Raw genomic sequence first — 13,293 nt, 5'->3', positions numbered from 1 at the left:
TATCAACTATATGCATTATTTCTATAGAATTCCTTATTTTTGTTTTTTGATAAATTTACACCTTTGCTTATCAAAAAAAATGATAACTAGAAAATAATGTGATGAAAAACACAATGTTTATATGCGTTCATCGCTGTTGGTGAATATGCTTGTATAATTATAAATAACTTTAATGCATATTGTCGTTGCATTTTTGTGTACATAGAACTATAATCAAGTTAAGGAACCTAACAAAAAATTAGGTTGCTACAAAATTAGTTAGAATGAATCTCAACATACTAATTAATTTGCAGGCTGAAGCTTTCAGTCCACAAAATAGTAACCAATACCGATGAGAGGAAGGTTATTTTATGAGTACACTAGAGCGATTACAGGTGATAGCTCATGGGTTGGCCGCTCAGTTTGGGCCTTCTTGTGAGGTGTTAATTCACGACTTGCAGCGTGATATCGATACATCACTTGTATATATTGAAAATGGTACCATAACTAATCGTCATGTTGGCGATGGACCATCTCATGCCGTTTTAGATGTACTAAATCATGATGACGGTAGCGAAGGTCGATTCGGTTACCTTACAAAAACTAAGGATGGTCGAATACTAAAATCATCTACTATGTACATCCGTGATGATACGGGGCGCATAGCCTACTTGCTAGGGATTAACCAAGACATAACCGAGCTAGTTATGATGCATCGGGCCTTGGATAGTCTAGTAAATACAGGTCACGGTGATGCTGGATCTGTTGAAAAAATTACTACAAGCGTGTCAGAACTGTTAGATGATTTATTACTAGAAGCAGAACGTTTAGTGGGGAAACCTGGTCCACTCATGAATAAGGTGGAACGACTTAAAGCGATTACCTACTTAAATGAAAAAGGGGCTTTTCTTATCTCTAAATCTTCAGAGAAGATAGCAGAGTATTTTAATATTTCTAAGTTTACCCTTTATAGTGATTTAAATACTGTAAAGGAAGAATCCTAGGAGGCAAATATGGAACGAATTCAGTGGAAACGTAATACGATGGCACCATCTAGCGACAAGTTTTTGTCGGTTATGGATGTTAGAGAAATCAAGAAAGCTAAAGCGTTTCACGAAAGTTTCCCACAATATACGGTAACTCCACTTGTTTCTCTTAAGAATTTAGCATCTCATATCGGTGTTGATTCTCTCTTCGTAAAAGATGAGTCCTATCGCTTTGGTCTAAATGCTTTCAAAGTATTAGGCGGATCTTATGCAATGGCAAAATATGTAGCTCAACAAACCGGTAAAAATGTTGAAGATGTACCATATGATGTATTAACTTCTGCAAAATTAAAAGAAGAATTCGGCCAAGCTACATTCTTCACTGCCACTGATGGTAACCACGGTCGCGGCGTAGCATGGGCTGCAAATAAATTAGGTCAAAAATCTGTAGTATTCATGCCAAAAGGCTCCACAGAATACCGCAGAAAACAAATTGAAAATGAAGGCGCTACAGTAACAATCGAAGAATTCAACTACGATGAATGTGTACGCCTAGCAACTAAAAAATCTAAAGAAGTTCCAAACGGTGTTGTAGTTCAAGATACAGCATGGGAAGGTTACGAAGAAATTCCAAACTGGATCATGCAAGGCTATGGCACAATGGCTATGGAAACAGCAGCTCAATTAGAAGCTGAAAATTGCAAAGTTCCAACTCATGTATTCGTACAAGCTGGTGTAGGTTCTCTTGCTGGTTCCGTAGTAGGTTACTTCACTAACTTATATAGCAATGCAGCTAAAAAACCTAAATTGGTTGTTGTAGAAGCTGAAGCAGCAGCTTGCTTGTATAAAGGCGCTGTAGCTGATGATGGGGAACCTCGCATCGTTGAAGGCGACCTTGATACAATCATGGCAGGCTTAGCATGTGGCGAACCAAATACAGTTTCTTGGGATATCTTAAGAAACCACGCAGACGTATTCGTATCTGCTCCAGACTGGGTAGCACGTTTAGGTATGCGCGTTGGTGGTGCACCAATTAAAGGCGATACTCCAATTACAACTGGTGAGTCTGGTGCGGTTCCATTGGGTCTAGTAATGGCACTTATGACAATGCCAGAATATGAAGACTTACGCAAAGAGTTAGAATTAGATGCGTCTTCAAAGGTACTCTGTTTCTCCACTGAAGGTGATACAGACCCTGAAAGATATAAAAACATTATGTGGTACGGTGAAGATCGTTAGGAGGCATTAATTATGGATTTACAAGCAATTAAACAAGCAGCGGCAACTTATGGCCCAGCGATGACAAAGTTCTTACGTGAAATCGTAGCGTTCCCTGGTGAAAGTGCTGAAGAAAAAGAGCACGTTCAACGCATTGAAAAAGAAATGAAAGATCTTGGCTTCGACGAAGTTGAAGTAGACCCAATGGGTAACATTCTAGGTTACATGGGTACTGGTAAAACTCTTATCGCTTTCGATGCTCATATTGATACTGTAGGTATTGGTAACCGTGACAACTGGAACTTCGATCCATATGAAGGTTTCGAAGATGAAACAAAAATCGGTGGTCGTGGTGTATCTGACCAATTAGGTGGTATCGTATCCGCTGTATACGGCGCTAAAATCATGAAAGATTTAGGCCTTCTTAACGATAAATATCGCGTACTTGTTGTAGGTACAGTTCAAGAAGAGGACTGCGATGGTCTTTGCTGGGAATACATGATTAAAGAACGCAATATCCGTCCTGAATTCGTAGTATCCACTGAACCAACTGACGGCGGTATCTACCGTGGCCAACGTGGTCGTATGGAAATCCGCGTAGACGTACAAGGCGTATCTTGCCACGGTTCTGCTCCAGAACGCGGTGACAACGCTATCTACAAAATGGCAGATATTCTTCAAGACATCCGTGACTTGAATGCTAACTCTGCTGATGAAAGCACAGCAATTAAAGGTCTTGTAAAAATGCTTGACCCTAAATTCAACCCTGACCACTACGAAGAAGCTCGCTTCTTAGGTCGCGGTACTGTAACTACTTCCCAAATCTTCTACACTTCCCCAAGCCGTTGTGCAGTAGCTGACTCCTGCGCCGTTTCCTTGGACCGTCGTATGACTGCTGGTGAAACATGGCAATCCTGCTTGGCAGAAATCGAAGCATTACCACATGTTCAAAAATATGGTGCGAAAGTATCTATGTACGAATATGCTCGTCCATCCTGGACTGGTTTAACTTATCCAATCGAATGTTACTTCCCAACTTGGGTAATTCCTAAAGATCACAAAGTAACAGAAGCTTTGGAAGAAGCATACACTAGCTTGTATGGCAACGAACGTATCGGTGCAGAAGACACAGTTGAAATGCGTAAAGCTCGCCCATTGACTGATAAATGGACATTCTCCACTAACGGTGTATCCATCATGGGTCGTAACGGCATCCCTTGCATCGGCTTCGGTCCTGGCGCAGAAGCTCAAGCACATGCTCCTAACGAAATTACATGGAAACAAGACCTTGTTACATGTGCAGCTGTATATGCATTATTACCATCCGTATACTGCAAAGACTAATATCATATAAACAGAATTAGATCTATTTTAAACGGATATAACTAGAAAATAGTTAATTATTAAGAATTTCATATGGTACCTCACCATTTGATGAGGTACCATATAAAGTTAGATTCTAAGTAGCCCTTTAGGGAATTGAAAGAGAGGACTTACAGATGACAGACTTCAATAAAAGTATTGAAACTTTACAAAAATTAGACGTTAGCAAAATGTACGGCGAAGATTTCTTCTTAACTTGGGAAAAATCTGATGACGAATTACAAGGTGTTTGGGCAGTAGCTGATGCATTACGTGCTCTTAGAGAACGCAATATCTCCACTAAAGTATTTGACAGCGGCCTTGGCATTTCTTTATTCCGTGATAACTCCACAAGAACTCGCTTCTCCTTTGCTTCCGCTTGTAACCTTTTAGGTTTAGAAGTTCAAGACTTGGATGAAGGTAAATCCCAAATCGCTCACGGCGAAACAGTTCGTGAAACAGCTAACATGATCTCCTTCATGGCTGACGTTATCGGTATCCGCGATGACATGTACATCGGTAAAGGTAATGCTTACATGCATGAAGTATCCGATGCAGTTAAAGAAGGTCACGAAGACGGCGTATTAGAACAACGCCCTACACTTGTAAACTTACAATGTGATATCGACCATCCTACACAAATCATGGCTGACGCAGCTCATATCATCAAAGAATTCGGCGGTGTTGAAAACCTTAAAGGTAAAAAACTTGCTATGACTTGGGCATACTCCCCATCTTATGGTAAACCTTTATCCGTACCTCAAGGCGCTATTGGTTTGTTCACTCGTCTTGGCATGGAAGTTGTATTAGCACATCCAGAAGGCTATGAAGTAATGCCAGAAGTTGAAGAAATCGCTAAAAAACAAGCTGAGGCTTGTGGCGGCTCCTTCCGTAAAACTAACGACATGAAAGATGCTTTCAAAGATGCTGACATCGTATATCCTAAGAGCTGGGCACCATTTGGCGCAATGGAAAAACGTACTAAATTGTACGGCGAAAATGACCATGAAGGCATTAAAGCATTAGAAAAAGTTCTTCTTGAAGAAAATGGTAAACATAAAGATTGGGCTTGTACTGAAGAGATGATGAGTCTCACTAAAGACGGCAAAGCTCTTTACTTACATTGCTTACCAGCAGATATTACAGGTGTAAGTTGTGAAGAAGGCGAAGTAGACGCAACAGTATTTGATCGCTACCGCGTACCTCTTTACAAAGAAGCAAGCTACAAACCATATGTTATTGCAGCTATGATCTTCTTAAGTAAATTCAAAAATCCTGTAGAAACTTTAAAAGAATTAGAACGGAAGGGAACTGACCGCGTTCAACCGTAAAGTAAAGTTTAGGGGCCATCCGTGTTGATGGCTCCTTTTTATTCTTAATTATTTGTAATTTGTTATGAGGAATAACATGAGAAAAAGAGTTGTAGTAGCGTTAGGCGGGAATGCGTTAGGTAATTCCCTTCCAGAACAAAAAATTGCTGTAAAAAGCACAGCAAAAACTATCGTTGACCTAGTTGAAGCTGATTGCGACGTAGTCGTAACTCATGGTAATGGCCCTCAAATTGGCATGATCAACAATGCGATGGCAGCGTTGACACGTGAAGTAAAAGGCCAACCAAATACTCCATTATCCGTATGTGTGGCAATGAGCCAAGCTTATATCGGTTATGACTTGCAAAATGCTCTTCATGAAGAACTGCTAAATCGTGGTATAGAACATTTACCAACTATGACTATGGTTACACAAGTATTAGTTGATCAAAATGACCCAGCTTTCCAAAATCCTACAAAACCAATTGGGCACTTCATGACTAAGGAAGAAGCTGAATACGCAGAAAAGAACTACGATTACGTGGTAAAAGAAGACTCTGGCCGTGGCTATCGCCGCGTGGTAGCATCTCCAGCACCTAAAGAAATCATCGAGTTAGAAGCTATTAAAGGTTTAGTTGGTAAACAATTGATCGTTGCTTGTGGTGGTGGCGGTATCCCTGTAACTAGAGAAGGCAATGAACTTCATGGTGCAGCAGCCGTTATCGACAAAGACTGGACTAGTAGCTTATTGGCACAACAAATTGATGCTGATGTACTCGTTATCTTAACTGCTGTTGAAAAAGTTGCTATTAACTTTGGTACAGAAAAAGAGCAATGGTTAGACGAAATCTCTGTTGAAAAAGCTAAAGAATATATCGAAGCAGGCGAATTTGGCGAAGGTTCTATGAAACCTAAAGTAGAAGCAGCTGTTGCATTTGCTGCATCTCAAAAAGGCCGTGTTGCGATTATCACATTATTAGAAAAATCTAAAGATGGTATAGCAGGAAAAACAGGTACACGTATCGTATTATAATAATATAAAGATTAATAAGTATGCATTTCAACGTTTTGTTGAGGAGGTGCCCACATGATTATTTTAGGAAAAGGTACTGTTATTACTCGCGACGCTGATAGACCTATCATTTATGATGGTGCTGTTGCTATCGACGGGACTCAAATTGTTGATATTGGTACATATGATGAGTTATGTAAAGCTTATGCAAACGCAGAAATCATCGACGCTCACGGCGGCTTGATTATGCCAGGCTTTATCAATGCACATCATCATATTTACTCTGCTCTTGCACGAGGCTTATCGTTACCAGGTCCAGCACCGACTAACTTCGGTGAAATCTTGGAAGGACTTTGGTTCTACTTAGATAATAAATTGACGGCTCCTGATGTAAAAGCAAGCGCATTACTTACATATTTAGGCTGTATCGAAAATGGTGTAACTACTATTTTTGACCACCATGCTTCTTATGGTGAAGTTCATAACAGCTTATCTGTTATTGCTGATGTAGCTAAAAAGTTCGGCGTTCGTTCTTGTTTATGCTATGAAGTTTCTGACCGCAACGGCGTAGATCAAATGAAAGCTGCTGTTGCAGAAAACGTACGCTTTGGTAAAGAAGCGAAACAAGATCCATCTAGACTTGCTGCTATGATGGGCTTACATGCATCCTTTACTTTAAGCCCTGAAACATTAGATTATGTTAAAGCTCACAATGAAGATAAATTAGGTTACCATGTTCATGTTGCAGAAGGCCCTGAAGATGTGGCAGATAGTAAAGAAAAATATGGCATGACACCTGTTAGACGACTTGTAGAGACTGGCATTTTAGGTCCTAAGAGTATTGCAGGTCACTGCGTACACGTAACAGACCAAGATGTAGAATTATTGAAAGAATCTCAAGCTAAGGTTGTACACAACCCTGAAAGTAACATGGGTAATGCAGTAGGCACAACAGATATCTTGAAACTATTAGGTGCAGGTATCACAGTTGGTCTTGGTACAGATGGTTACACAAATGACATGCTCGAATCTTACAAAGTGGCAAACTGCCTTGTAAAACATGAGCAACATAAACCATATGTAGGCTGGGGTGAAGTTCCTCATATGCTATTTGAAAACAACCGTAAAATGGCGAATGAATTCTTCGATACTACAGTAGGCATCCTTAAAAAAGGTGCCGCAGCTGACGTAATCGTTCTTGATTACGCAGCACCAACACCACTTGATGAAAATAACATCAATGGTCACTTATTATTCGGTGCTAATGGTATGTATGTGGTAACAACTATTAGTGATGGTGTACCACGTATGATCGATCGTAAGTTACAAGGCATCGACAAAGCTGAAGTAATGAACGAAGTTTTAGCAACATCTAAAGGTTTATGGAAACGACTAAACCCATAACGCAAGCGCTTTAAAGGAGTGTGACATTATGAGTGACATTATGTATCCGGTAAGTTTCGGAAATTTGATGAACCACATTATGACTGAGTACAAGATGTATAATCGTATTTACAATGTAAATAAAATTCATCGTACGAATCATGATCAACGCTTATCTATCTTTGGTAAATCCATTGAAAATCCTGTAGGTCCAGCAGCAGGTCCTAATACACAGTTGGCACAAAACATTGTGGCATCTTATGTAGCTGGTGCTCGTTGCATCGAATTGAAAACTGTACAAATTATGTACGGTGAAGAATTAGGTATTCCTAGACCTTGTATCTACTCTGTAGACGAAGCCTACAACGTAGAATGGTCTTCTGAATATAGCTGTGATGAAGCTGCTGATGAATACATCAAAGCTTGGTTCGCATTAAAATTAATCTCTAAAGAATTAGGTTTAGGCGATCCAGATGGCTTCTTGTTCATCATGAGTGTTGGTTACAACTTGGCTGGTATTAAGAGCCCAATGGTTGATAAATTCATCAACACAATGCGCAGTGCATCTCAATCTCCTATGTGGGATACATGTAAACAATGGTGTCTTGATCATGTAGATGAATTTGAACATATTGATGCTGATTTCATCAACTCTATCAGCGATGAACTTTGCCAAGCAATTACATTGTCCACAATGCACGGTTGCCCAGCTGAAGAAATCGAATCCATTTGTTCTTACCTCATCAGTGAAAAAGGCCTTCATTTATACTTGAAATGCAACCCTACATTGTTAGGTCCAAAACGCATTAGAGAGTTATTAGATAATGCTGGCTTTGAATATATTGACTTTGAAGATCATCAATTCGAAGTTGACCTTCAATTCGATAAAGCTGTTCCAATGTTAGAACGTCTTATCGCTCTTGGTGAAAAACACAATAAGATCTTTGGCGTTAAATTGACAAATACATTCCCTGTACAAATTCACAATAATGAGTTGCCAGGTGAGCAAATGTACATGTCCGGTAAATCCTTGTTACCTGTAACAATTGGTGTAGCAGAGCTTCTAAGTGCTCAATTCGGTGAACGTTTACCAATGTCTTACAGCGGTGGTGCTGTAAAACAAAATATCAAAGCTATCTTTGATTGTGGTATCTGGCCTGTAACAGTATGTACAATTCTTCTTCAAGGCGAAGGTTACAATACTTTCAAAGCTTTGGCAGATGAAGTTGAATCTACTGATTACAACGCTGCATTAAAAGTTCATAAAGAACTTATCGCAGAACTTGCTAAAGACATCGCTGAAAACAAAGTATTTAAGAAAAGCGATGCAATGAAGAAAAAACGTGAAGCAATGCCATCCTTCCCTGGTACACGTAGCTCTGACTACCACTGCCGCGTAGTGTGTGGTGCTTGCGTTCGCGTATGTCCTAACAGATGTAATGAAGTCGTTACTGTAAATGATGCTAAATTGATCGTCCATGTAGATCAAAGCTGTAATGAGTGTGGTAACTGTGCATGTCATTGCGTAGAACCTTGTCAACCATACAAGGATCGCATTACATTCTTCCACAATGCTGAAGCTTTAGCAGATAGTACAAATGATGGTTTCTACATCACAGGCACTAGCTGTGGTTACCGCTTCAAAGGTGAAGAAGCCGTATGTGACATTGATGCATTACCTGAAGAATTGAAAGGAGTTGTACATGCCTTCTGTAAAGAGCATGTGTACTATGTATCATGATTATCATACAACAAGGGGAATTGGTCTTAACTGATCGAATCCTTACCGGAGATTTATTAATTGATGGCGACAAAATTGTCGCCATCGATGAACACGTTCCTGTTCCAGAAGGAGCTAAAGTAATTGATGCAAAAGGTTGCTATGTATTTCCAGGATTTATAGATCCTCATACACACTTCCAAATGACTAATGCTTTAGCATCTACTGCGGATGATTTTGATAGTGGCACAAAGGCTGCTATCCTTGGCGGGACTACTTCAATTATCAATTTTGCTTCTCCTGAGGAAGGCTCCCTTTGTAAAGGCTTAGAGGTTCATAAGGAGCGTGCCGCAGGGCATTGCTCCTGTGACTACAAATTCCATATGGAGCTTGTAGAAATGAATGATACTGTGGCCAGTGAAATCCCAAAAGTGGTTGAAGCTGGTGTATCATCCTTTAAGGTATATTTAGCTTATGGCTTCCGTTTAACGGACCGTGAGATTTATGACGCTATTGAAGCTATAAAACCAACAGGCGCACTTGTAGGAGCTCACTGTGAAACTGGTGATCTCATCGATGCACTCGTAGCTGATAAGCGTAAGCGCGGTGAATTAGATATAAGTAATCATCCTCTTACGAGACCAGCTATGATTGAATCCGAATCAATTAAACGATTTAGTACAATCGGCGCTTCTCTAGAGTATCCAGTACATATTGTGCATGTAAGTTCTAAGCAAGGGGTAGAAGAAATCCTTCGAGAACGCGCATTAGGTCATAAAGTGACTTGCGAAACATGTCCACAGTATTTGGTACTTGATGAATCACGATATAGCTTGCCCAATTATGAAGGCGCTAAATATGTGATGAGTCCACCTCTTAGAACTAAAGTAGATCAAATGACATTAAAGGAAGCCCTAGTAAATGGAACATTCCAAACTATTGGCTCCGATCACTGTAGCTTCAATTTTGAAAGTCAAAAACTTAAAAGTCGTGATGACTTTACCCGTATTCCAGGCGGCATTCCAGGCGCTGAGGAGCGGGGCATCGTCGCTTATGATGTATTGGTAAACCAATGCAATATGAGTGCCGTAGATTTTATGAAACTAGTTAGTGAAAATCCTGCAAAACTATATGGCATGTATCCTAAGAAGGGTTCTTTAGCCGTAGGTAGTGACGGGGATATTACAATTGTTGATAAGAACGTAGAACATGTTCTTTCAAAAGAGTCCGCCCATACAAAGGCTGACTATATACCTTATGAGGGGATATCCGTAACCGGTAAGGTTCGCGATGTAATCCTTAGAGGTCACCATGTGGTACAAGATGGATCCTTAACAGAATCATATCTTGGTGAATGTATTCCTTAATGAAAGGAGGGCTATATATGTACCGCTTTCAAGTGAATGGCACCCAACATGAGGTTCAAGAGGATCAGCGTTTAATTGATTTCTTGCGAGCTGATTTGAAATTAACAGGCACTAAAGAAGGTTGTAGTGCGGGTGCTTGTGGTACGTGTACAGTAATTATAGACGGAAAAAAAGCTAAGGCTTGTGTAAGCAAATTATCCCAATTGGATGGTAAATCAGTTGTAACGATTGAGGGCTTAACTGAACGGGAAAAAGCAGTATACACCTATGCTTTTGGTGAATGCGGAGCAGTGCAATGTGGCTTCTGTATCCCTGGTATGATTATTAGTGCAAAAGCGTTGATTGACGAAAATAATAACCCTACAGCTGATGATGTTAAAAAAGCTATTTTAGGTAATATTTGTCGTTGTACAGGCTATGTGAAAATCGAAGAAGGCATTATGCTAGCAGCAAAAATGATCCGTGAGAACTTACCAGTTCCTGAAAAGGATAGTAATGGTGCTGTAGGTGCTCCTTTACATCGTGTTGACGTAGAGGAAAAAGCATTAGGTACTGGCCAATATGCTGACGATATTCATATGGATGGTATGATTTACGCTAAAGCATTGCGTTCTAAATACCCTCGTGCAAGAGTCGATCGCGTGGATGTTTCTAAAGCACTTGAACATCCAGCTTGTGTAACAGCTTTGACCGCTAAAGATGTACCATTCAATAAGACTGGTCACTTAGTGCCAGACTGGGATGTACTCATCGCAGAAGGTGATATCACTCGTTATGTCGGTGATGCAATTGCACTCGTAGCAACTACAGAGAAAAAATACTTGGACGAAGTTCTTGCTCTCGTTGAAGTTGATTATACAGAGTTAGAGCCTGTAGTAGACCCATTGGAAGCATTGAAACCGGATGCACCTCAATTGCATCCAAACGGAAATGTATTGTCTCGTCAAACATTATCTCGTGGTGATGTAGATAAGGCTATTGCTGAGGCCGCATTTGTAGTAACAAATCACTATTCCACACCTCAAACAGACCATGCATTCATGGAACCTGAATGTGCTGTAGCATATCGTGAAGGCGATGTAATTCATTTACATTCCGGTAGCCAAAATGTTTACGATGATCGTCATGAAGTATCTCGTATGCTTGGCATTCCTGAGGAATCTGTAAAAGTTCATAGCATGCTTGTAGGTGGCGGCTTTGGTGGTAAAGAGGACATGAGCGTACAGCATCATGCATCTCTTGTAGCTTGGCTCACAGGCAAACCAACTAAGGTTCTCTTCTCCCGTCAAGAAAGTCTTAATATTCATCCTAAACGACATGCGATGGAAATGGATATTACTACTGCTTGTGACGCAGAAGGTAACTTGGTAGCAAGTAAGGTAAACATCGTATCTAACTGTGGTGCATATGCATCCTTAGGTGGTCCTGTACTTCAACGTGCAGGTACACACTCTTGTGGTCCTTACAAATTCGATAACTTTGCCTTTGATGGTGTTTGCGTTTACACAAATACTGTTCCTGGTGGTGCATTCCGCGGGTTCGGTGTAACACAAACCATCTTTGGTCAAGAACAAAACATTGATGAATTAGCTGCATTGGTAGGCATGGACCCTTGGGAGTTCCGTTATAAAAACGTTGTTCGCCCTGGTGACTCCTTACCAAATGGCCAAATTTGCTCCGAAGAAACTGCATTAGCAGAATGTTTGGAAGCAGTAAAAGATGCATACTATGCATCTGACCGTACAGGTCTTGCAGTATGTTTGAAAAACAGTGGTATCGGTGTAGGTTTACCTGATACTGGCCGTATTATCTTAGAAGTGCGTGACGGCAAAGTTCGTATCCGTACTGGCGCAGCTTGTATCGGTCAAGGTATGGCTACTATGGCTACTCAAGTACTTTGCGAAACAACTGGTTTAACAGCTGATAAAGTATTTGTAGAACGCCCTGATACAGTACGTACACCTGACTCTGGTACAACTACTGCATCTCGTCAAACAGTATTCACTGGTGAAGCAACGCGTAAAGCAAGTCTTCGCTTGAAAGAAATGTTAGAAACTAAGACATTAGAGGAGCTGAATGGCGTAGAAATTTACGAAGAGTTCCTTGGTGAAACAGATCCATTCAACTCTGATAAACCACATCCAAAAAATCACGTTGCCTATGGTTATGGTGCATGTGTAGCTAGAATTGGAGACGATAATAAAGTTGCTGAGCTTCATGTAGCATACGACGTAGGTCGTGTAGTTAATCCTCAATCCTGCTCTGGTCAAGCCGAAGGCGGTGCTATTATGGGGATGGGCTATGCCGTTACAGAAGACTTCCCTTATAAAGATGGCTATGTAACAGCTAAATATGGTACTCTAGGTCTTCTTAGAGCTACACAATGTCCACCAATTCATGTAAGTTTGATTGAAAAAGGGACACCAGATCAATATGCATACGGTGCTAAAGGTATTGGTGAAATTTCCAGTATTCCAATTGCACCAGCTATTGCAAATGCGTATCGTCGTATCGACGGAGAACCACGTAGGTCCTTACCGATTCAACATACAGGTTATAAAAAATAGAATATTTGCTTAATGGGTAGGGGCCCTAGGCCCCTAGCCATCAAGGTTCCCACGTGAAGTCGATGAGATTTCTCTAAACTCTATCATGTACGATAGTATGACTATATTATTTAACTAGTAACTAAAACGTAAGATATGAGGTGATTCTTATGAGTAAAGCTATATCTGGTGTCGACCATGTAGATGGTATGCTGCCAATCCCGCAACTATTTGCTTATGGCTTACAGCACGTACTAGCTATGTACGCTGGTGCAGTAGCGGTACCAATCATCATCGCACAAGCGATGAACTTACCTATTGAAGACTTAATTCGTTTGATTACGGCCGACTTGTTCACATGTGGTGTTGCTACATTGATTCAAACATTAGGCTTTGGTCCTGTCGGTGGT

At 40.5% G+C, this 13,293-nt stretch carries 10 protein-coding genes; all 10 read left to right on the top strand.

What is annotated here, in order from left to right; genetic code table 11:
• Positions 1–350: 350 nt before the first annotated feature.
• On the top strand, positions 351–983 hold the full coding sequence (locus Q0F90_RS03515; protein WP_296003397.1) for a transcriptional regulator: 633 nt from the start codon (positions 351–353) through the stop codon (positions 981–983).
• A 9-nt stretch (positions 984–992) separates the two neighbouring features.
• Entirely contained in the window at positions 993–2,204 is a 1,212-nt protein-coding gene (gene dpaL, locus Q0F90_RS03510; RefSeq protein ID WP_296003395.1) for a diaminopropionate ammonia-lyase, read from the top strand.
• Positions 2,205–2,216: 12 nt separating this feature from the next.
• The gene (locus Q0F90_RS03505; RefSeq protein ID WP_296003393.1) at positions 2,217–3,527 is read left to right on the top strand and encodes a YgeY family selenium metabolism-linked hydrolase; all 1,311 of its coding nucleotides are present in this window, start codon (positions 2,217–2,219) and stop codon (positions 3,525–3,527) included.
• A 155-nt stretch (positions 3,528–3,682) separates the two neighbouring features.
• Entirely contained in the window at positions 3,683–4,876 is a 1,194-nt protein-coding gene (gene ygeW, locus Q0F90_RS03500; protein ID WP_296003391.1) for a knotted carbamoyltransferase YgeW, read from the top strand.
• Positions 4,877–4,952: 76 nt separating this feature from the next.
• On the top strand, positions 4,953–5,888 hold the full coding sequence (gene arcC, locus Q0F90_RS03495; protein ID WP_296003389.1) for a carbamate kinase: 936 nt from the start codon (positions 4,953–4,955) through the stop codon (positions 5,886–5,888).
• Between the two features lie 54 nt (positions 5,889–5,942).
• Positions 5,943–7,271: a putative aminohydrolase SsnA gene (ssnA, locus tag Q0F90_RS03490; protein WP_296003387.1), complete on the top strand. Its 1,329-nt coding sequence runs from the start codon at positions 5,943–5,945 to the stop codon at positions 7,269–7,271.
• A 28-nt stretch (positions 7,272–7,299) separates the two neighbouring features.
• Positions 7,300–8,991: a selenate reductase gene (locus Q0F90_RS03485; RefSeq protein ID WP_296003386.1), complete on the top strand. Its 1,692-nt coding sequence runs from the start codon at positions 7,300–7,302 to the stop codon at positions 8,989–8,991.
• On the top strand, positions 8,988–10,337 hold the full coding sequence (gene hydA / locus Q0F90_RS03480; RefSeq protein WP_296003383.1) for a dihydropyrimidinase: 1,350 nt from the start codon (positions 8,988–8,990) through the stop codon (positions 10,335–10,337). Before Q0F90_RS03485 ends, hydA begins: the two co-directional genes overlap by 4 nt.
• A gap of 17 nt (positions 10,338–10,354) precedes the next feature.
• On the top strand, positions 10,355–12,904 hold the full coding sequence (gene xdh / locus Q0F90_RS03475; protein ID WP_296003382.1) for a selenium-dependent xanthine dehydrogenase: 2,550 nt from the start codon (positions 10,355–10,357) through the stop codon (positions 12,902–12,904).
• A 149-nt stretch (positions 12,905–13,053) separates the two neighbouring features.
• On the top strand, positions 13,054–13,293 hold a 240-nt coding region (locus tag Q0F90_RS03470; RefSeq protein WP_296003379.1), incomplete at its 3' end, for a solute carrier family 23 protein.

The sequence above is a fragment of the uncultured Veillonella sp. genome (assembly GCF_934190855.1).
Taxonomy (GTDB): domain Bacteria; phylum Bacillota; class Negativicutes; order Veillonellales; family Veillonellaceae; genus Veillonella.
This window is presented reverse-complemented; position numbering and strand designations above follow the sequence as displayed.

Bases quoted from the DNA above. Each gene is read 5' to 3' on its own strand.
- Q0F90_RS03485 (WP_296003386.1), top strand. From the start codon at position 7,300: ATGAGTGACATTATGTATCCGGTAAGTTTCGGAAATTTGATGAACCAC.
- Q0F90_RS03505 (WP_296003393.1), top strand. From the start codon at position 2,217: ATGGATTTACAAGCAATTAAACAAGCAGCGGCAACTTATGGCCCAGCG.
- Q0F90_RS03515 (WP_296003397.1), top strand. From the start codon at position 351: ATGAGTACACTAGAGCGATTACAGGTGATAGCTCATGGGTTGGCCGCT.
- ssnA (WP_296003387.1), top strand. From the start codon at position 5,943: ATGATTATTTTAGGAAAAGGTACTGTTATTACTCGCGACGCTGATAGA.
- xdh (WP_296003382.1), top strand. From the start codon at position 10,355: ATGTACCGCTTTCAAGTGAATGGCACCCAACATGAGGTTCAAGAGGAT.
- arcC (WP_296003389.1), top strand. From the start codon at position 4,953: ATGAGAAAAAGAGTTGTAGTAGCGTTAGGCGGGAATGCGTTAGGTAAT.
- hydA (WP_296003383.1), top strand. From the start codon at position 8,988: ATGATTATCATACAACAAGGGGAATTGGTCTTAACTGATCGAATCCTT.
- dpaL (WP_296003395.1), top strand. From the start codon at position 993: ATGGAACGAATTCAGTGGAAACGTAATACGATGGCACCATCTAGCGAC.
- ygeW (WP_296003391.1), top strand. From the start codon at position 3,683: ATGACAGACTTCAATAAAAGTATTGAAACTTTACAAAAATTAGACGTT.